Below are 827 nucleotides of genomic sequence, written 5' to 3'. Positions count from 1 at the left end.
CGTCATCCTCGTTTCGAGTTTGCAACTTGCTCCGCAGTCACGTCAGCCGTGTATCCATAATAGGCATACCGATAGCGCCCATATTTAGACCCGTATCCATAACGGTAAGCGTTCGGATCCAAGCCATTGAAGACCACGCCGCTGACGTCTGCATTAGCCTGACGCAATTGCTTTGCTGATTCCGTTACCTCACCAATGGTCGTCTTCTCGAAGCGGGTAACCAGGAAAACTGTGCCGCATCTTGCCGCCAAGATCGCCGTGTCGGAGACCGCAAGTACTGGAGGCGTATCGATCAGGACCAGGTCGTACTGCTCGCCCACATCCTGCAGTAGTTTTACCATCCGTTCGTTAAGCAATAGTTCAGCTGGATTTGGCGGAATGGCACCGGTACTGAGGAAGTCCAGGTTTTCGAAGACATTTCGGTGCACCGCCTGATCGAAACCCACCTTACCAATCAGCACGTCAGACAAGCCGTTTGTGCGTTCTTTCCCGAAGTACTGATTCAGGTGGCCCTTACGCATGTCGGCGTCCACAAGCAGCACGCGCTTACCACCCGTAGCCATAACCACGGAGAGGTTTGCGGAGATGAAGGACTTACCCACGCCAGGTGTTGGCCCTGTCAGTAAGACGCGGTTATTGTTAGCATCAAGCATCGCAAACTGTAGGGCCGTGCGAAGGCTTCGCAGACTCTCGATGGAGGGCTCGTTGGGATTGCGATCGGCAAGCAGGAATTTCCCACGCTTGCGCTGTTTAATCTCTTCGGTTAGGGCGGATTGCGCCACGGACAGCGGCACCGTGGCATAGACACTTAGTCCGGTATGTTGTTC

1 protein-coding gene is annotated in these 827 nt (G+C 54.3%); it reads right to left on the bottom strand.

Annotation, left to right across the window (positions count from 1 at the left end; genetic code table 11):
- Window positions 1–2 precede the first annotated feature (2 nt).
- Window positions 3–827, bottom strand: an 825-nt coding sequence (locus AC1DS3_RS39145; protein WP_477129430.1) for a polysaccharide biosynthesis tyrosine autokinase, incomplete at its 5' end; no start/stop codon positions are given.

The organism is Cupriavidus sp. 01L46, assembly GCF_056399905.1.
The sequence above is the reverse complement of the archived record's forward strand: the minus strand, read 5'-3'. Positions and strand labels throughout refer to the sequence as shown.